This is a genomic window from Pseudahrensia aquimaris (assembly GCF_042676045.1).
Taxonomy (GTDB): domain Bacteria; phylum Pseudomonadota; class Alphaproteobacteria; order Rhizobiales; family Rhizobiaceae; genus Pseudahrensia; species Pseudahrensia aquimaris.
Genome location: NZ_JBHTJV010000002.1, coordinates 545,151 through 563,153 on the forward strand (window position 1 = coordinate 545,151; position 18,003 = coordinate 563,153).

11 protein-coding genes and 1 pseudogene are annotated in these 18,003 nt (G+C 55.0%); 7 read left to right on the forward strand and 5 right to left on the reverse strand.

Annotation, left to right across the window (positions count from 1 at the left end):
• The first annotated feature begins 42 nt into the window (after positions 1-42).
• Entirely contained in the window at positions 43-915 is an 873-nt protein-coding gene (locus tag ACFQ14_RS02390; RefSeq protein WP_377211098.1) for a LysR family transcriptional regulator, read from the forward strand.
• Here ACFQ14_RS02390 and ACFQ14_RS02395 read toward each other — a convergent pair.
• Together ACFQ14_RS02395 and ACFQ14_RS02400 are read right to left on the reverse strand one after the other, a co-directional pair.
• Positions 912-3,851: a bifunctional diguanylate cyclase/phosphodiesterase gene (locus ACFQ14_RS02395; protein WP_377211099.1), complete on the reverse strand. Its 2,940-nt coding sequence runs from the start codon at positions 3,849-3,851 to the stop codon at positions 912-914. The genes ACFQ14_RS02390 and ACFQ14_RS02395 overlap by 4 nt on opposite strands.
• Entirely contained in the window at positions 3,848-9,493 is a 5,646-nt protein-coding gene (locus ACFQ14_RS02400) for a tandem-95 repeat protein (RefSeq protein WP_377211100.1), read from the reverse strand. The genes ACFQ14_RS02395 and ACFQ14_RS02400 overlap by 4 nt, the downstream gene beginning before the upstream one ends.
• Positions 9,494-9,765: 272 nt before the next feature.
• Here ACFQ14_RS02400 and ACFQ14_RS02405 point away from each other — a divergent pair, with 272 nt between their 5' ends.
• The 4 genes from ACFQ14_RS02405 to ACFQ14_RS02420 all read left to right on the forward strand — a co-directional run bounded on the left by ACFQ14_RS02405 (position 9,766) and on the right by ACFQ14_RS02420 (position 14,637).
• Positions 9,766-10,764: a TAXI family TRAP transporter solute-binding subunit gene (locus ACFQ14_RS02405; protein WP_377211101.1), complete on the forward strand. Its 999-nt coding sequence runs from the start codon at positions 9,766-9,768 to the stop codon at positions 10,762-10,764.
• 88 nt (positions 10,765-10,852) lie between these two features.
• Positions 10,853-13,045 carry a TRAP transporter permease gene (locus ACFQ14_RS02410; RefSeq protein ID WP_377211102.1) on the forward strand — a complete coding sequence of 731 codons (2,193 nt, stop codon included), beginning with the start codon at positions 10,853-10,855 and terminating at the stop codon, positions 13,043-13,045.
• A 122-nt stretch (positions 13,046-13,167) separates the two neighbouring features.
• A complete protein-coding gene (mnmA, locus tag ACFQ14_RS02415) occupies positions 13,168-14,352 on the forward strand; it encodes a tRNA 2-thiouridine(34) synthase MnmA (protein ID WP_377211103.1) in 1,185 nt (394 codons plus the stop codon).
• Between the two features lie 21 nt (positions 14,353-14,373).
• Positions 14,374-14,637 carry a TfoX/Sxy family protein gene (locus ACFQ14_RS02420; RefSeq protein WP_377211104.1) on the forward strand — a complete coding sequence of 88 codons (264 nt, stop codon included), beginning with the start codon at positions 14,374-14,376 and terminating at the stop codon, positions 14,635-14,637.
• Positions 14,638-14,669: 32 nt separating this feature from the next.
• Here ACFQ14_RS02420 and ACFQ14_RS02425 read toward each other — a convergent pair whose 3' ends face one another.
• Complete coding sequence (locus ACFQ14_RS02425) at positions 14,670-15,605, reverse strand: flavin reductase (protein WP_377211105.1); 936 nt, start codon at positions 15,603-15,605, stop codon at positions 14,670-14,672.
• Positions 15,606-15,860: 255 nt separating this feature from the next.
• Between ACFQ14_RS02425 and sciP the strand changes: the two genes are divergently transcribed.
• Together sciP and ACFQ14_RS02435 are read left to right on the forward strand one after the other, a co-directional pair.
• Positions 15,861-16,136 (forward strand): CtrA inhibitor SciP, encoded by a 276-nt coding sequence (gene sciP / locus ACFQ14_RS02430; protein ID WP_377211106.1) that lies wholly within the window; start codon positions 15,861-15,863, stop codon positions 16,134-16,136.
• A gap of 286 nt (positions 16,137-16,422) precedes the next feature.
• A pseudogene (locus tag ACFQ14_RS02435) lies at positions 16,423-16,674 on the forward strand (helix-turn-helix domain-containing protein); the annotation flags it as partial.
• Here the strand turns inward: ACFQ14_RS02435 and ACFQ14_RS02440 are convergent.
• Together ACFQ14_RS02440 and ACFQ14_RS02445 are read right to left on the reverse strand one after the other, a co-directional pair.
• Positions 16,671-17,141: a paraquat-inducible protein A gene (locus ACFQ14_RS02440; RefSeq protein ID WP_377211107.1), complete on the reverse strand. Its 471-nt coding sequence runs from the start codon at positions 17,139-17,141 to the stop codon at positions 16,671-16,673. The pseudogene ACFQ14_RS02435 and the gene ACFQ14_RS02440 overlap by 4 nt on opposite strands.
• 6 nt (positions 17,142-17,147) lie before the next feature.
• Entirely contained in the window at positions 17,148-17,945 is a 798-nt protein-coding gene (locus tag ACFQ14_RS02445; protein WP_377211108.1) for a DUF4198 domain-containing protein, read from the reverse strand.
• Positions 17,946-18,003: the final 58 nt, after the last annotated feature.

Below are 18,003 nucleotides of genomic sequence, written 5' to 3' on the forward strand. Positions count from 1 at the left end.
AAAATATATAGTATTTATAATTTCGTTCTATAAAATAGATGTATGGCTGCGTTGAACTATCATCACCTGCGCTATTTTCGTGAGGTCGCCCATGAGGGAAATTTGAGCCGTGCTGCGGAGCGGCTCAACGTCTCGCAGTCGGCGCTGTCGATTCAGATCAAAAACCTTGAAGACCGCCTCGGCCACCCGCTTTTTGAACGGGTTGGGCGGGGGCTGGTTTTGACGGAGGTGGGGCGTATCGCGCTGGATCACGCCGACCGCATCTTCGGTGCCGGTGAGGAATTGCTGGCCACGCTCAGCCAAAATGCGACCGTTTTGCCGCCGTTGAAGCTCGGCGCGCTGTCCACGCTGTCGCGCAACTTTCAGATGGCTTTTTTGCGTCCGGCCATCCGCAGGGGCGATGTGGATTTCGTACTTAAATCGGGAAACACGCAAACGCTGCTGGAGGGTTTGCGCACGCTGTCGCTTGATGTGGTGTTGACGACGGAGGTTCCCCAAGGCGAGCATGGGCAGGAATTCGCTGCCCAGCGGATTGCTGACCAGGAGGTCGGCATTCACGGGGTTCCTGATCGAGTGAAATATTCGACGTTGCGCGAACTGCTGGAGAGCGAACCGTTGATCTTGCCGACCGACACGGCAATCCGCACAGGTTTTGAAGGTTTGTTATCGCGTCTGGGCATCACGCCCCGCATTGCGGCCAGTGTCGACGATATGGCGATGGTTCGGTTGCTGGCGCGGGAAGGGGCGGGGTTGGCGGTTGCGCCGGCGGTGGTGCTGGCAGACGAAATCGCCTCACGCCGTTTGGCGACAGCACCGTTTTCGCTGGATATCGCTGAGCCGTTCTACGCGGTCACCATCTCGCGCAAATATCCGCATCCAATGTTGGCGCAGCTGTTGGAAAGTCCTGCGGTTTAAGCTGCGTCCTCAAATGCAGTAACGTGTTCCACCGCGCCGTTTTTCGAGACGAAAACGCCCAGCCATTCGGTGAAGACTTTGGCAGGCAGCGGTTTGGAAATGTAATAGCCCTGAATTTCGTCACACCGCGTCTCGCGAAGGAAGGTGAGTTGTTCTTCGTCCTCAACGCCCTCAACAACGACCTTCAAACCAAGGCAGTGGGCCATAACGGTCATGGCACTAACCATAGTCGCATTGGCATGGTTTGTATTGACGCCGGTTATGAAGGAGCGGTCGATTTTGATGACATCAGGGTGAAGCCGCTGAAGATATGTAAGTGAGGCTTGGCCCGTGCCGAAATCATCAAGCGCGATGTGAACGCCGAGATTCTGCAAGCGCTTCAGCTGTGGCGCTGCGATTTCAACATCGGCCATACGCGCGGTTTCCGTCACTTCCAATTGTACCCGTGAAGGAGCAAAAGGTAGGGCCTGCATTAGATCGTAGACCTGATCCATGAAAGTCACATTGCTGAGTTGTTTGGCAGAAATGTTGATGGATACTTTTGGCAATTGCAGACCAGCCGCACACCATTTTTGCATGTGAGCAAGAGCGGTGCGGATGACCCACATATCGACTTCCGCGATCAGCGAGGACTGTTCTGCCGTGTTGATGATGTGGTCCATACGGACCGATTTCAAACGGCTGTTCTCACACCGAAGCAAAGCTTCTGCGGCGGTCAATGCGCCGGTTTTTGCGCAGACAACGGGCTGGAATGATAGATCGAACTCATTGTTTTCGAGCGCTTCGCGAATGCCTGTCTCGATTTCCAAACGTGCCTTTGAACCTTGGACGAGACCATCTTCATAGACCAGATATCCAGAAAGCGGTTTGTCCCTGCAGGCGCGTCTCATGGCAATGCCTGCGTTGCGAATGAGTATCTCGCCGGTTTGGCCACTTTCCGGGAAGATGGCAGCTCCGATCATGCAAGTTGGATAGACCACGCCTTCCGACAGATCGACCGCCTTGCGTGTTGAATCCAACATGCGCGTAATCATCCAGTGAACATCGTCCATCTGGTTGAGGTCAGTGAGTGCTATGAGCATGTCGCCGGTATTTCCGACGATGAGCAGTTTGTCTTGGTCGCGCAACGTGGCTTCAATCTGACGCTTTAGCGTTCGCATCAACAATTCGCATAGCGGTTCGCCTAACGCTTCCAACAGATAGTCCCAGGAGTCGATGCGAAGGTGCAGCAGGGCAACGATTTTCTTGTTGCGAGCACTTTCCTCCAGCGCACTATCGACGGTGGAGGTGAATTCAGATTCAGCGGCTGCAGCGGCGGCCTGAATCATTTCGTCTTCGCTCATGCGACTGGTAATGGGCAAGGCAAGTTCTGCGGATGGTGCAGAAGCGTTGGATGTTTCCCTCATGCGCTTGTCGTCGCTGGCTTTGTTGCCTAGCTGAAGTGACAAACCATCCCAATTTTTGATTTGCGATGTGCCTTCGCTGCGTGCAGCGTTGAGGGCGTGGGAGGCGCGATGAACGAGCTCGTGCGCGGTGCATTTTTCCTGTTCCAAAATGGCAACGCCGATGCTGATCGTGATCGCTTCGCCTGCGGGCAGAAAGTTTCTGCCTTGGCGGGAAACAGTGCTGCGCAGAGCTTCCGCCAATGCGGCTGCGCGGGTGGTGTCGGATTGTGGCAACGCGATGCAAAATTCGTCGCCACCGTATCGGGCGACATAGGCCGGATCGAACGCCATAGAACGCAATGTCTTTGCAACTTCGATGATTGCCTTGTCTCCGGTTGCGGGGCCGAAGCGGTCGTTGATTGTGGAGAAGTCATCGATGCCGACCATTAAAACAACCGTGCCGTCGCCGCTTTCGCGGGCCCGTTCCATGTCTTCAACAAATTTGGTGAAAAAGGTGCGGCGGTTGAGGCAACCGGACAGCGCGTCGTGGGTGTTGAGATAGGTCAGTTCGCGGGTTTGCTGCGAAAGTTCGGCTTCTTTTTCGCCCAGCAGTTTGAGTGCCTTGGCAAGCTCATGACGGGTGTAATTTTCGTTCGTCATGTCACGCATGGTGACAATAGCGCCAATCGACTTGCCCTTGTCATTGGCAATCACTGTCGCGTTGACGTTAAAATTGTGGATGTGGCCACTTGGTGTGCGCAGGCTTAATGCTTCTTCACGCGTCTCGCGCTCTTCGCGCAGTGCGGTGTGCCAGGGGTAGCCGCCTGCAATAGCGCGGCCATCGACCATGCGCCATGGTAGGTTGTTGATTTTGGCACCGACGAGTTTCTCGCCTTCGTCATCATACATGCCTGCAAAAGATGCGTTGACGAGAAGAATGCGCTCTCGCTCATCAAGAATGAGGACACCCTCCGACAATGTGTCGAAAGCCTTCTGTACCCGTTCGGGAATAACGCGACTTGGGTCCAGTTCCTTCAATGAGCGGCGCAAAATGAAGAAATATCCTGCAAATCCGCAGATCATGATGAAAGCGAGAAACGTCAGCAGCGAACCGGGTATACCAAAATAGTGCGCGCCCGTTGTGGGCGGGCTGAATGAAATCTCAATCGTCCCCTGTTTGCCGTCTGCGCCAAGCAGAGGCACCGATACATGGGTGGGCGTTGAGCGGCCCTCTGCGACTGGCATCCAGTGTTTCTCGTGGTCGCCGTGGGAAAAAACAATTTTGCCTTGGGCGTTGCGGAAGGCGGTTGAGAACACGTCATCGTTGCGCTCCACCACGGAGCGCATGGTTTCTTGCATGGCCAGCGGATTGTCTTGGTTGGCAGCGCTAGCAAGTTGCACAGCGAGCGCTTCAGCGACTTTTGCACGAGAATCCAGCTCGGCTCTGTGCCCATCGGGCAGCAAACCGAACAGATAAGCGGTCAGCGTCAGCGCGAGCGTGAGGGAGACAAGTCCGAAGCTGATGAAAAGGGTCGGTTTGAACCTGTTCAAAGAAACGATTCCTCTTTTACCCGCGAGCGGGCGTCGTTTACGAAGTCGCGCATCATGTCGACATCAGGAGTATCGTCGCTTTCGGTTTCATTAACGTTACCAGCCACAATCGAGATCGGATCAAAGCGGTTCCATGCCGGCAGGGCGCTTAAGAAGGCGGCTGCGAGTGCGCCGCCGCGCAACATCCAGGCAACTGACCCCACCGAAAGGACCGAACTGAAAGCAAAACTCGCTTTAGCAACGGTTGTGATGGAGAATTCCTCTGAATCACGCATTTCCTCGCCGGTTTTGTCCAATTGCTGATCGAACGCCACTTTGTTGACCGGCGTGAACTTGTATTGCGGCGTCTCAAGCACTGTTGGCTGCGAAATCGGCTCAGGGTCGTAGTCGCTTTGCCGGTCCGGCGTAATGTCAATTGGTTCGGGTATGATCGGCTGTGGTTGCGGCGCAAAAGGTTGCGGCTCTTCGGCTGGAACTTCGGCGGGCGGAGCCACAGTTGCAATAGCCACAATCGTTGGTGGAGCAGGCGGCGTCGGCAAGTCCGGGGCAGATGTTACTCCGGTTTCCAATACAGGCGTTGGCGGATCAGAGATGATGACTTCTTCTTTTTTCTCTTCTTCGTCCTCGTCTTCCACCTCATCCGGCTCTTGAGCGGGTGGAGGTGTTGGTATCGGATCAGCGATAACGGGCTCGGCTGCCTCTTCAATGGTTATTTCGAAACGGCGCGTTGCAGATTCATCGATTCCATCGCTGGCGGAATAGTCAAAAGAAAAGAGGCCGGACTGATTTTCGCCCGGTTCGAAAACCAGTTGTGCCAGCTGGGCGCTGGGGATGATGTCGCCATCTGAGATTGTAACGTTGCCATTTGAGACCGTCAGGCGGCCTGACCCAATATCGAAGTTTTCAACGCGAATGTAGTCAATTGCGGCTGAGTCGATATCGGTGAAATTGAAACTTGATGGATCAATGCGCAGCGGCTCGCCCTGCTGAATGGTTACATCAACCGGCGAAACATCGGGCGCATCGTTTACAGGCAGAACGTTGATGGTGAAGGTCTCGGTGTTGGAGGTCGCCAAGCCGTCTGTGATGGCAAAGGAGAACACCGCAGGCCCGCCATAATTTGCTGCCGGACGGAATGTCAGGTCGGCAAGATCGGCAAAATCGACGTCATCGTTTTCTGCGATAGCGATATCTGAATTGGCGTAGAGCAATTGGCCAGGCAGAGCGTTCAGACCAGTGAAGATCACGCGGTCCGGGGTATCGCCTTGATCAATATCGTCAAAACCGAAGCGCGTGTTGCCGAGAAGCACGTCGGTGTCTTCATTGGTTTGCGCATTGGCGGGGTCCACCGTTGGCGCATCGTTTGCGGGTGTTACCGTTATGGTTGCTGTTTCTGTGTTGGAACGCGCTTCGCCGTCACCGATGTTGAAGGTAAAGCTGAATGTGCCGCTGCTGTTTGGCTCCGGTGTGAATGTCAGATCGTTCAGGTTGCTGAACAGAACCAGATCGCCCTGTGCGATCTCCAAGCCGCCATTATAGGTGAGCGTGCCAAGGCCCAAATTCAAATCGGGGAAGGAGACTGTGGTGGGCTGATCGCCAAAGTCGACATCATCAAAACCGAAGCGGGAATTGCCTAACAGTATCTGGCTGTCTTCTGCGATGGTTTCATTAATTGGGGTGACGGTTGGCGCATCGTTTTGCGCAATCATGTTGAGAGCGAATGTCGCCTCGTTCGAGAACGCTTCTCCATCAGAAATCGAGAAAACGAAGTTCGCAGCTGTCGTGCTGTCTGGTGCCGGGATGAAGGTTAGATCGTCAAGATCTGCGAAATCGACAACATCGCCTTGGTTCACCTGCTCGTTGCCATTGTCATAGACCAAACGGCCCGCTTCCAGATTGAGAGCAACAAAGCGCACTTCGTCCGGTTGGTCGCCCGCGTCGATATCTTGGAAACCAAAGCGTGTGTTGCCGATGACGAACGGGGTGTCCTCGGTAACATTTTCAGCAGCGTTGCTTACCGTAGGAACATCGTTTTCTGGTAAGACGATAATGTTGCCGGTACCTGTGTTGGATAATCCGCCGTTACTGTCGTCGATCACATACGTGAAGCTGACGTCAGCATTGCTGTTGGGCGCGGGAAGGAATGTGAGGTCAACCAGATCGGCAAAATTGATCGGCACGCCAGCAAATACGGTGCTTGCGCCGCCATTGTAGACCAACCGACCGCCGTTGAGGTTCATATCGGCGAAGGTAGGGTCGGTTGGCGCATCGCCCGCATCAACATCATCGAACCCGAAGCGCGTGTTTCCGAGCACTAGCGGAGTGTCTTCCGTGGCAGTTTCGAGGATGTTCTGAACCGTTGGTGCATCATTGACAGCCTGCAATCGCAGCGTCATCGTTCCCGTTACATCGCCGGTGTCTGCATCATTGAGATAGTAGTCGTAGCTGGCGTTCTCCGTGCTGTTCGGCGCGGGGGTGAAGGTCAGACCAAAACGGTCGGCGAAAGCGATTGTTGTTCCGTTGCTGATTTCTCCGCCGTCGGCTGCGATGAGCGTTCCCAAGTTGAGGTCGAGATTGTCGAAGGTGATTGAGACCGGCACTTCGGCCAGATCATCAAACTGGATCCAGGAATATTTGTCGGCAGGAATGACCGTGGGCGTATCTTCAATTACATCCACCGATTGATTCAACGGTACCATCCGGTCGTTAACCGGTGCGATGTCGAGCGTCATCGTTGCGACCGCCGAGTCGGCGTCGCCATCGCTGACCGAGAAGTTGAACGTCGCCATGCCGTTCACGTTTGGTTGTGGAACGAAGCGCAGATCGTCCAGTTTATCGAAGTCGATTGTATCGCCTTCTTCAACTTCATCGTCGCCGTCATAGAGGAGGCGGCCGCCTTGAAGATTGAGACCGGTGAATGTCACTTCCTCCGGCAGATCGCCAAAATCAACGTCGCTGTATCCGAAGTTCGTGTTGCCAATCGCTAGGGTCGTATCTTCTGTGCCAGGTAGGTTTATGTCTGACACCGTGGGCGCATCGTTGACGGCAGTGATTTCCATAGTGTGGACGGCAGTTCGAACACCCGGCCCGTCACCGTTCAAGCGGAACTCGAACGAGGCATCGGCATTGCTGTCGGGAGCGGGCGTGAAGCGCACGTCAAACACTTGCGAATACGGCATCAGGGTGCCGTTAGTGATCGGCGTGTTGCCCGCGCCATAGACCAAGCTGTCGCCAGCGTTGAGATTAACCGATATGAACTCGACCGTTTGCGGCATGTCGCCGGGCTCAGTTCCCACAAAACCAAAGCGAACGGGGTTTATCTGCGTTTCAGCGTCTTCCAGATATGGGTCGGTTGTATCGATTGCGTAAAGTGGGTCATAGACCGGATCAACGGTGATGATGATGTTGGCGAGGTTGCTGTAGGTGTCCGTGGTTTTCACACGGTAGCCGATGGTCACATCGCCGTTGTAGTTCTCAGCTGGGGTGAACACGATGTCATCCAGCTCAGCGAGCGTAAGCTCAGTGCCGTTCACGATTTCAACATTGCCATTGTCGCGCGTCAGCGTGCCAAACTGTGGATCAATGTTGTCGAACTGCACCGAGACGATGGTGTTGTCATCGTCAGGGTCGTTGAACACCTCGAAATACAATCTGTTCAGCCCAAGTGGCGTGTCTTCGATGGTGCTTTCGGTCACGTCAAAAGCTGTGGGGGCTTCATCAACGTCCTGCACTTCGACGCGAATAAGGCGCCGATCAAACTGGTCGTCTTCATTGGTAGCCCGGATGAAAACAAAATAAGTATTGTCTGAGCCCGGATCGGTGGGGGCTTCAAAGTTCGGTGCTTGCAAGAAACTTAGCGCACCGGTGGTGGGATCAATTGCAAAGCTGGCCGCTGACGAGCCGCCACTGATTGAATATGTAATGGTGGCGGGGTTGGGCGTCGTTGCGCCGAATACACCAACCTCGGCCTGTCCTTCGTTCACTCCAACTTCAATGAGATCCAGGGGCCCGGTTCCCGACTGATCAAACACCGGTACTTCATCGATGTCCTCAACCTCAACAAATATCGTGCGGAAGTCGGCGGCGCCGGAGGGATCTTCAACCTTGACCTGCACGGTGTATTTGTTGTCAGCGCCATTATCCTGCGGGTCTTCGTAGTTAGAAACCTGCTGGAAGCTGAGTTCGCCTGTGGTGGGATCAACCGTAAATGCGGAAGCCGACAGTCCGCCAGAAATCGAATAGGTTAGCGTATCGTTCTCAGCATCTGTTGCTGAAAAAATTCCAAGTGACTGGGTGCCTTCTGGAACCAGTAGATCAAGATCGGTTCCTGGCATGCCCGGAATGTCAAATTCCGGCGCTGTGTTGACTGGAGGGGTAGCGTTTCGGAAACCGTGGATCTCGAACTTCATGTCATCGGAAGACGAGGTGTTCGTGGCGTCACCGTCTATATAATCGTGTCCGCTATATATGTCCCCACCCCGGATGCCGACTTTAAAATCCGGGCTGTCGCTGTCGGTACTCACCTGCAGAACGTATTTTTGGTTATACGCCAACACTATCTCAGGGACGAAGTCGAACTCCACACGCGTCAAGGAATTGGTCACGTCGGATGCTGGAATGGTGACCGAACCGAGAATTGTTCCATCGTATTCAGTGCGGATTGTTGCAGTCAGTTGCGCGCCGCCCGCATTGCTGTCTCGAAGAAGGACGATAGTGGCAAAGTCAACTTCATAGTGGCTTCCCGTGTCTTGAGGTCTTGGTACAACGGTGAATTCCTGTGCGAGATCGTCACCGACCCGGAGGTTGTCTTCGTTGCCGGGATCATTCTGATCACCGACAGGGTTGAGCAGCTCTGGCAAAGTGCCCTGCCATAAAAGTCCTGCATCAACACTGCGGGCTTCAATGTCACCAACCGACACTTCCAAATCCCAATCGCCACCCTTGTCTGCATGGCCGGTGATGTCGGAGCTTGCGGCAATGTCAGCGCGGGTGAGAACGGAGAGAACCTCCAACGTTTCAGCGCCAACCTCATCAGCACCGAAATCGCAACCGTAGATTAGGATATCGCCTGCATCTGTGAGGGCGTTGCCGATTATCACCAATTGCTTGGCATAGGACTCAATCGCGCTGGATGTGTTCAAACTCGCATTGCCCAGGCTCAGTTCACCGGGTTTGCCGTGGCTGAGAATGTGAATCGCGTCGACATTCGAGCGACCTTCCAAAAGGTTGGCCATTTGCACAACGCCATCGCGCTCCGGCTCCAGAAGCACAACTTCTACACCCTTTGGCAGAGTGGTGAGCAATGCTTCAATGTCCGGAACATCGGGTGCGATGAAGGCGATTTCCACACGCTCTGTTGTATCGAACGAGAAGATTTCGCTGTCGTCACTATCGGCAAAAAACTCAGATTGCCCGGTTGGAGCTGCGCCGCTCTCGACCAAAGTATCTGTTGGTTTTTCTGCAGTATAGGTTTCTGCTAGCGTTGCATGCACCGCTGCGCTTGCCGCGTCTTGGATTGTTTCAACCGCAGCAGCATCAAGCAGGATACGGGGTTCCAATGCCTGCATGTGGGCATTGGTTGGCGCTGGCACGACAAGCGGCATGCGCTTGCGCCCAAACAGCGATGCCCCCTTTTTAGCCATACGATCCACCCGTATATTCAATACGCGCCGATGCTCTGCGTGCCCTTGCGAGGGACACGAGAATGGAAATGGGTTACGCTAGGCGCAAGTCACGCAACAACACTATTGTCGGTGTAAATCGCTAGTATTGTATTAACTGTGATCGTCGCTCTTTACTGAAATGGTTGTCCATAACGGTGCGCCAGTTTGACCTGCTCGCTGCAAGGGCCTTGGCTTTCGTGCCGCGTTGTCGTTACAACATTGTTCTCATTCGAGTATCTGGAGGAACCCACATGAAAAAACTGATTACAGCCGCTCTCGGCATGGCGATGGCCCTTGGCGCAAGCCAGGCGTTCGCGCAGTCGAAAGATTACATTTTGAACACCGCATCAACCGGTGGCACCTATCACCCCGTTGGCACGGCGATTTCCACGCTGTCCAAGGTGAAATTGCTGCCCAAGGAAAAGTTCAGCCTTACCGCCGTGAACTCCGCCGGTTCTGGCGCAAACGTCCAAGCGCTGGGTGCTGGCACAGCCGACTTTGCGATTTTGCAAGGTCTGTTTGGCTCCTACGCTGCGACCGGCACAGGGCCGATCACAGAACCGCAGACAAACCTGCGTTCGGTCACGATGCTCTGGCAGAATGTCGAGCAATTTGTCGTTCCCAAAGAGAAGGCCAAAACAGGCACCGTTGCCGATTTGATGGAGCTTAAAGGTATGGCTGCCGGCATGGGCAACAAGAACTCCGGCACGCTCGGTTCCAACCGCGTGTTGATGGCTGGCCTTGGGATGGATATCGAGAAAGACTTCGATCTCGTCTATGCTGGTTACGGCCCGACGACTGACGCGCTGGCCAACGGCCAAGCGATGGCTGCCGGTATCCCATCCGGCCCGCCAACAGGTGCGATCACCAAACTGATGGCGGCAAACGGCGACAAGTTCACGATTTTGAACGTTACCGAAGAGCAAGCCAAAGCTATGGATGGCGGCCGCAACCTTTGGGTGCCGTACACGATTGCTGCTGGCACGTATCCGGGCCAAACCGCTGACATTCAGACAATCGCCCAGCCAAACTTCTTGGCTGTGAATGCCAATGTTGATGAAAATCACGTCTACCTTCTGACCAAAACGATGTATGAAAACCTGCCATTCTTGCAGGCCATTCACCCGGCCACGAAAGCGATGGCGATTGAAAACGCGATGGCTGGTCTGCCGCTGCCGCTGCACCCCGGTGCTGCACGCTACTATAAGGAAGTCGGTCTGACCGTTCCTGAGCGCCTGATGGCGAAGTAAGAACCAATGCTTTTCGGCGGGGCGCACGTGTTGCCTCGCCGATTGCTTTTTGTGACATAGACTACACGACGTTCTGGGAGGGGCGCTGGTGAGTGACACCCAAGCCGATATCGTGCTGGACCGCCCGTCGGGTGAACGTCCTAACCTGATGAGCCTTGAAGGCTTTGGGAGCAGTCCCCTACAAATTCTCACCGTTTCATTCGCCGTTCTGTTCGCGATTTGGCACATTGCGACAAACATCTGGCTGACTGAACCGGGCAAATGGCAGAATGCCATACACTTCGCCGGTTTTGCGTTTCTTGCCGCACTGACCGTCAGTCCTTTCGGCAAACGAGCCGACGAAGGCTGGGCCAAGGGGCTTGATCTTTTTTATGGTGCGCTGGTGGCTGCGGCTGCGCTGTGGATCGCGGCGGGGGAGAGCGGCTTGTACGACCGTTCGCTGGCGGTGACGGGGCAAAGCTGGCAGTTCGGTGTGATCGATTGGGCGGCTGGTCTGCTGCTGATTTTCGCAGCGCTTGATCTGTCCAAGCGCGTGGCGGGATGGGTCATTCCGATCCTCATCATCCTGTCGCTCTCCTATATTATGTTTCTCGGCTCCTATCTTCCCGGCGTTTTCCGCGCTGCCAGCCTGCCGCCGAATGATGTGCTGTTCCGCACTCTCTATAATGACGAAGGCATGTTCGGCATTTTGGCGACGATCTCGTCTACAAATATCACGCTGTTCATGATCTTCGGCGGCTTCCTCGTGGCCTCTGGCGCCAGCGATTTCGTGATCGAATTGTCGAAGATCGTGGCGGGAAAGGTGCGCGGCGGTGCTGCCTTTGTCGCCGTCATATCCTCCGCGCTCACAGGCACGATTTCCGGCTCGGCAATTGCCAACACTGCATCGACGGGCGTTATCACCATTCCTTTGATGAAATCGAATGGCTTTCGCGCGAAGTTCGCCGCTGGTGTTGAGGCTGCGGCCTCCACGGGCGGGCAGCTCATGCCACCGATCATGGGGGCGGGGGCTTTTGTGATGGCCAGCTACACATCCATTCCCTACGCCACGATTGTTTCAGTCTCCATCATTCCCGCCATACTCTATTTTCTGTCGGTCGCGTTCATCGTTCGCATTGAGGCGATGAAGCATCAGGTGGGTGATGGCGTTGATCTGACCGTTGATCGCGGCAAGCTGATCTCTGGTGGCATTGTCTTCATCTTGCCGCTGACCGTCATGATCTGGCTGCTCATGTCCGGTGTGACGCCGTCTTACGCGGCCTCGTGGGCGATTGCCGCGCTCATTCTTGCATCATGGGCGACAACGCTGCTTTCCAAGTTTGTGGGTGGCGATTTGTTCGCACCCGTTTCCATGGGACCGGGCAAAATCGCGGAAGCATTGTTGATCGGTATGAAGTCATCGGTCATGACAGGTATTCTGTTGGTTGCCATAGGCATCATGAACAATGCGATTGTGACCAGCGGCATCGGCAATGGCTTCTCCTTGATGATCGCGCAGTGGTCGCAAGGTTCGGTTGTGGTAGCAATTTTGTTGATCGCGCTGGCCTCGCTGGTTCTTGGCATGGGGCTTCCGGTGACGGCCGCTTACATCATTCTGGCAATTCTCACAGCGCCTGCTCTTGCTGGCTTGCTGGCGGATGGCATTATCATTGAGCAATTGGTGGGAGGCATAACGGACCCTGCAAAATCGGCGATGTTCATGTTGGTGGATTCGCCCTATGCGGCCAAGGTGGCGACAGGCATGGCGCGCGAAGAAGCCGTGGCGCTGATGGCTGCCATGCCGTTTGAGCTTTCCATCACAGTTCGCCCGCTGCTGATTGATCCGACGCTGCAGGCGACATTTTTGCTAACGGCGCATCTCATCATCTTTTGGTTGAGTCAGGATTCGAACGTGACACCGCCGGTCTGTCTGGCCGCTTTTGCTGCTGCCGGGATTGCAGGGTCAAAGCCCATGGAGACGGGCTTCCAATCGTGGAAGATCGCTAAGGGGCTCTACATCATGCCCATCATGTTCGCTTACACGCCGCTTATCTCGGGAGACTTCTGGGAAGTCATGCACATCGGGTTTTTCGGCATTTTCGGCATCTATGCGCTCAATTGTTTGATCCAGTTCTATTCCGAAGGGCCAATCGGGCCAGTAGCGATTGTTTTGTTGATTGCAGGCGTGGTTCTCACATTCTGGCCGCTTATGCTGTTTGCGAACCTTGCTGGCGCTGGTTGCGTGTTGCTTGCGGTGTTCCTTTCCAAGCGCAATGCGGCAAGGGTTGCGGTGCCTGCATAGCCTTTCGCTTGCGCTTTACGGGTTGCGACCCCATGTAACTGGCCGAAAACAGCGATTTTCTTGCCGCCGGTTCCAACCTGTGCAAAAGAAAAGTGCCTGATCAGTTAGCAAGGTAAAGTCCTATGGCTCTCAACAGCCTCGGTTTCGATAAATCGCCTGAAGATACCCGCGTGGTGGTTGCCATGTCTGGGGGCGTCGATTCGTCTGTTGTTGCCTGCATGTTGAAAGAGCAGGGCTACGACGTCGTCGGTATGACGTTGCAGCTTTACGATCATGGCGAGGCCGTCCACCGCAAAGGGGCATGCTGCGCGGGGCAGGATATTCACGATGCACGGCGCGTGTCGGAGCAGATGGGCTTTCCACATTATGTGCTCGACTATGAAGAGCGCTTCCGCAAACAGGTGATCGACCCGTTCGCCAATTCCTACATCGAAGGCGAAACGCCGATTCCGTGCGTCTCATGCAATCAGACAGTGAAATTCTCTGATTTGCTCACGACCGCGCGCGAATTGGGTGCGGATTGCCTTGCGACAGGTCATTATATCGTAAGCCGCGAAGGCGAAGACGGTCACCGTCAGCTTTATCGCCCTGCGGATGGGGACAAAGACCAGTCTTATTTCCTCTTCGCCACCACGCAGGACCAGCTGGATTTTCTGCGCTTCCCGCTGGGCGAAGTGCCGAAATCAGAAACGCGGCAAATGGCTGAGGATATGGGGCTTTCGGTTGCCACTAAATCTGACAGCCAAGACATTTGCTTCGTGCCTAAGGGCAAATATGCCGATATCATTTCCAAGCTGAAACCCAGTGCGGGCGAACCGGGCGACATCGTGCATGTCGATGGCCGCGTGCTCGGGCGTCACGAAGGCATCATTCACTACACCATCGGCCAGCGACGGGGCATTGGGGTGGCGACCGGTGATCCGCTTTATGTGGTGGATCTGGATTCCTCCTCTGCGACCGTGACCGTTGGGCCCAAAGAAGCTTTGGCGACGCGCCGCATCCACTTGCGTGATGTTAACTGGCTGGGTGATGGCGATCTGGAATCGGTTGGCGACGCTGGCATCGACATGTTCGTGCGCGTGCGCTCGACCCGTCCTCCGCGTCCTGCACGGTTGGCGCTGGAAAATGGCGTGCCGGTGATAACGCTTGCCGATGGCGAAGATGGTATCGCGCCCGGTCAGGCTTGCGTATTTTATGCAAGCGACGACCCACGCACGCGGGTGTTGGGCGGCGGTTGGATCAAGTCCGCTGAGAAGCCATACGCCACCGCCGAGCGCCAAGCGCTAGCAAGCGCAGCTGCCGGCTGACTGCGAGCGGCTGTCGGAGCCTTGGGCAAAATCCGCAACATCCGAAACCTCGGTCCCGCCACTGAAGAAATGTTGGCCGAGGTTGATATCCATAGCGAAGAAGAGTTGCGTGAAATTGGTGCCGTCGCCGCTTATCAGCGGATGGTTTTTCGTTTTGGCCGAAACGTTTCGCTGAACGCTCTTTACGCAATGGCCGCGGGTCTTGAAGACGTCGATTGGCGCGCTCTGGACAGCGAGACGAAGCAAAGGCTTCGCGACAGCATAAAGCTGCCAACGGACACCTAGAGTCCCGTCGGCCGCCTCTCGCAAGGCCGATCTTAGTCGTGTGTATTGCGCACGACGAGTTGAAGAAGATCAAGCAGTTGATCGCGCTTCTCGTCGTCGCCAACTGCCGCTTGCTCCTGCTTGCCGCTGAGCGCGAAAAGGCGCTCAACCTGTTCGTTGCCTTTTTCAGTGCCGCTGTAGCGTGTGTCGTCGCCGCTGCCTTCGATTATGCAAAGGCCGGCCTCCCGCATATTGGCGAGCAGTTCCATCAAGCCCCGCGGGTTGATGAAGGTGCGCGTGGTCAGTTCGTTCAGCGTTCTTGGTGTTTCGCCGTGTAGCGATGCCAGCACCCGCCATTCGCGTATAGACAAGCCGCTTTCGCGCACCGTGGCGTGGAAAGTGTCGGCCAGCTGCCGGTAAGCGCGGGAAAGATTATAGATCAGCAGGCCATCGACGTGACTTTGGTCTTTGGCGGCTTCCTCCGGGTCTGGCGAAGCGGGACGCAGAGAAGCAGCGGTGGCATAAGCTCCGCCGGAAAAGACGAGCGGCTCTGTCGGTTGCCTCTCAATGGCTTGCACCTCACCGACGATAATCCAGTGATCGCCGCCTTCGTATACCGCCCATGTGCTGCATTCAAACCGCGCCGCTGCATAGGGAAGGATTGGGATGCCGTGATCGTTGGTTTTGTATTCGACCCCGGAGAACTTATCGGCGCCTGATTTAGCGAATGCGTTCGACAGGTCGGTTTGGTCGCTTGCCAGAACGTGCACATTGAAGTGCTTGGCAGATTTGAAGATTTCAGCCGAATGGGCGGTTTTTGTAACCGACCACAGAACAAGCGGCGGCTCCATAGACACCGAATTGAAGCTGGATGCCGTCATTCCTACAGGCGATCCATCGTCCTCACGGGATGTTACAATTGTGACGCCGGTTGCGAAACTTGAGAGCGCATTGCGCAAATCGCGTGAAGAAAAATTGGTTTGCGACATCGAAAAAGTTCTTTGGTCAGGTTCAAAAGGGCGCATTCAGCGGTGGCGTGTTGTGAAACAAGAAACGCTCAACGGCAAGTGTTTCAAGGGTTTCCGCGCTTCTTCGCCGCTGGTTTGTTGGTCTTTTGGGGGCCGTTTTCCGTATTTGGGAGTGTTACCGAAAGGTTAGTGGCGACTTAGTGGAAATTTAAGGGCTGCGGCGTAACTTGGGCTTGTCTGGTCAGACAGTGTAATTTGTATCGAGTTGAGAGTAATATGACCGAGCACATTCGGCCCCGCGTAAAATACGTCATTGGCCCGGACGGAAGTCCACTAACGATCGCTGATCTCCCCCCCACGACCACGCGTCGCTGGGTTATCCGTCGCAAGGCGGAAGTCGTTGCGGCGGTGAGGGGTGGTCTGTTGAGCCTCGAAGAAGCCTGTCAGCGATATACGTTGACGGTGGAAGAGTTCCTGTCCTGGCAGGCCTCTATCGAGAGCCATGGACTTGCCGGCTTGCGCACCACGCGCATTCAGCAATACAGGCACTAGCCAGCACTCCTTTGCGCTTACCCGGAAATTTTGCCGGGCAGGCTTTGTGGTGGGGCGAATCCATTTTTTGATATTGGATGTGATCTCGAAGAATTCTTCGGGCAATTTTTCTTGTTTTTTCTTTGAGGTTTAACGCGCGGTTTACCATAGTTTGCAAATCTGGTGGCTGAGAGCGCTGCACGTTGATCGGCGCCCCACCAGCATCAGGGCCATACCGCACATGCCAAATTCCAAACCAGCGTCTTCGAACATTGATAGTGTAAAGTTGTTCGACATTGATCCCCATGTGGGCCGCACTTTGGACGATGTGGAAAAGGATCTGATTTTGGCAACGCTGACCCGATGTGGTGGAAACCGAACATGGGCGGCTGATATTCTTGGCATCTCCGTGCGCACACTGCGCAACAAGCTGAACCGTTATTCCTCCGGCCAGCCGCGCGATCCCCATTTTACCCGTTCAGAAAATGCCAGCGCTGATGAAGACGCAATGACGTCACGTTTGAAGTCTTTCAATCCAGGAAATTGCTTGCCGTCTTAATCAGCAATTTTCGTTTCTTGCCGCTTCAGCAAATTTGCTGCGACTGCGCCACAAATTGATGAAGCCGCGTAGAACCACAGGCCGGGCTGCGTAAAGGCTGTTGCCAAGCCCGAGGTCTTGGCCGCGAAGATTACCAGCGCGACCAGCAGAACATCCATCATCGACCATTTTGCCAACGCCGGTGCCCAACGTGCCAGCGATGTGTGCGTTGTTTCGGTGAATGCTTCGGGGGCAAAGGCCGTTAGATAGGTGATCGACAATTTTACTATTGGAAAGATGATCGAGAACAGAAGAACTGCGAGCGCAATCAACCAACTGCCTTGTGCCGATAATCCGATGACGAGGTCTATCAGCGACGGTGTGTCCTCGAAGAAGAAAAGCCGCTCGAAGCGAACAATTGGCAGGCTGATGCCGATGCCGAAACCGATGGCAGCAAACAGCAGCAGCAAGGCGATGAGCGTTCGCATATCCGCTTAACGCGCCAGCACCAGCGAGGCCCAGTAAGTTTCCCAATGGGCATCGTCATACTGGCCGCCGTTTGTAACGGGTGGGACCATGTGCACGGCGTTGAGCAGGTAAGGCCCAGCACCATCGTCTGGAATCATTGCTTTGCCTTCAGCGTCCGTCTTGATGCGGTGAGCGGCTTCGGTATCGATGCCGGCGAAGACTTTGATCGTAGCGTCCGCCAATGGTTTGCCATCAAGCAGCGCTTGAATAGGCAGTGGAGCGCCTTTGGCAAGGCGGGCCGGATTTTCCAGGGCGACAAGCTCGAATTTTAAGCCGGTGGGCTGGTCGTTCCCCTCGGTGCCGCCAACATTAACCAGCGTTTTGGCGAAACGGGTGTAAATTTCCTTGATGCCTTCACGGGGGTGGCCAGCCTTTAAATGCTCGGCCTCCATATGCTCCAGCCCTTCGTCAGCGAGGTAGCTCACGAACTTTTCCCACTTCAAGAATTTGAGCGTCTCAGGCTTGCTTTCGTGCACAAGGATTACGAGGCCGGGTCGGTTGGATTTCAGCGTCAGTGCAGGGCGGTCACCGTCTTTGCCACGCAAATCGACCTTCGCGCCGTTTTGCCATGCTTCGGAGCGCACGTTCCATGCGTTGATGAATGGATAGGCATTGCCCTTAAAGCGCATGCCGTTTTTGTGTTCGACGCCAAACTGCTCGTCCAGCGCGACAGAATATTTTGTCGGCTCAAGATAGTATTCATGGGCGGCGGCAGCGCTGCACAAAAACAGCGTTAGACAGAAAAATGCGGCGAAGCGTTTCACGTTTTGGATATCCGTGTTGGAGGGGAGACGTAATCTGGAAGTCGCATTGTGCAGCAAA